This is a genomic window from Shimia sp. (assembly GCF_041624275.1).
GTDB lineage: Bacteria > Pseudomonadota > Alphaproteobacteria > Rhodobacterales > Rhodobacteraceae > Shimia.
This window is the reverse complement of the sequence record NZ_JBFJVE010000315.1, coordinates 1-1,502: the sequence shown is the minus strand read 5'-3', so window position 1 is coordinate 1,502 and position 1,502 is coordinate 1. Positions and strand designations below refer to the sequence as shown.

2 protein-coding genes are annotated in these 1,502 nt (G+C 65.1%); both read right to left on the bottom strand.

Annotated features, from left to right (window positions below; all coding sequences use genetic code 11):
* Positions 1–70: 70 nt before the first annotated feature.
* Positions 71–1,177, bottom strand: coding sequence for a CaiB/BaiF CoA transferase family protein (locus ABZD10_RS15545; protein WP_372887926.1), 1,107 nt, complete (start codon positions 1,175–1,177; stop codon positions 71–73).
* A 22-nt stretch (positions 1,178–1,199) separates the two neighbouring features.
* A partial coding sequence (locus ABZD10_RS15540) for a cupin domain-containing protein (protein WP_372887925.1) occupies positions 1,200–1,502 on the bottom strand: 303 nt, incomplete at its 5' end.

The following is a 1,502-nucleotide window of genomic DNA, read 5'->3' as shown; positions in this document are numbered from 1 at the left end:
GTCGGCCGGAGGAAAATGAAAACGGCCGCCCAAGACTTGGGCGGCCGTTTCGTTTTCGGGCGTGCGGCAGTCAGCTGCGGGGCAGGATCGGGGCGGATTTCTCGGTGGCCAGTTCGGCGTCGGAAAACACCCAGGGACCGCGCAGGCCCGGTACCCCTTCGGGGGTGATCACCATGCCGCGCGACTTGATCTGCGGATCGTCGAAGGTCTGGCCGATGGTGTTGATCGGCCCCGCCGGCACCGTCTCGGCCTCGAGCGCGGCGAGCAGCTCGGCACTGGCCCAGCCGGCAAAGCTGGTTTCCAGCTCGGCGGTCAATGCATCGCGGTTCTCGACCCGCAGCGCATTGCTGGCAAAACGGGCGTCATCGCCCAGATCGGGGCGCCGGATGACGCCGCACAGCCGCTGGAACTGGCCGTCGTTGCCGACCGCGATGATGATATGGCCGTCGGCGGTGGGCAGCACCTGATAGGGGGCGATATTGGGATGCGCATTGCCCTTGCGCATCGGGCTGGTGCCGGTGGCAAGGAAATTCATCGCCTGATTGGCCAGCATCGCCGTGGCGCAATCCAGCAGCGACATGTCGATATGCTGGCCCCGGCCGCTGCGGTGGCGCTGTTCGATGGCGGCCAGAATCCCGATCGTGCCATAAAGCCCGGTCACCACATCGGTCACCGCGACCCCGACTTTCTGTGGCTGGCCATCCGGTTCTCCGGTGATCGACATCAGCCCGGACATGCCCTGTAGCAGAAAGTCGTAGCCGGCCCGCTGGGCATAGGGGCCGTCCTGCCCGAAGCCGGTGATCGAGCAATAGACCAGCCGGGGGTTGATCTTCGACAGGCTGTCATAGTCGAGCCCGTATTTGGCCAGCCCGCCGACCTTGAAATTCTCGATCAGGATATCGGCGTCGGCCACCAGGTCGCGCACGGTCCGCTGGCCCTCGGGGCTGCGGAAATCGGCCACGACCGAGCGCTTGCCGCGATTGGCGGCATAGAAATAGGCCGCGCTGCGGTCGCCGTCGCGTTCGATGAAGGGCGGGCCCCAGGTGCGGGTGTCGTCCCCCTGCGGCGCTTCGACCTTGATCACCTCCGCGCCGAGATCGGCCAGCGATTGGCCGATCCATGGCCCGGCCAGAATGCGGGCCAGTTCAACGACTTTCAGTCCTTCGAGCGGTTTCATGTGAATCCTTGCTTTGACAGGGTTAGAGATAGGGCGGGCTGCAGGCCGAGATCACCTCGGCGGCGCGGTCCGAGACATTGCGGAACCGATGCGGCTCGCGGCTGTTGAAGAGATAGGAATCGCCGGCCTTCAGCACCGAGGTGACGCTGCCGACGGTCACCTCGATTTCCCCGGCGATGACGATGCCGCCCTCGCTGGATTCATGCTCGATCATCGCATCGCCGGTATCGGCGCCGGCCTCATAGCGTTCCTGAAGAATCTGAAGCCCGTGCATCTTGGCATCGCCGACCTGGCGGATGGTGATTTTCTGCTGCGCCGCCGCGTT

What these genes read in the sequence shown, in the direction of transcription:
- ABZD10_RS15545 (WP_372887926.1), bottom strand. Translation starts at nt 1,177, where the DNA reads ATGAAACCGCTCGAAGGACTGAAAGTCGTTGAACTGGCCCGCATTCTG.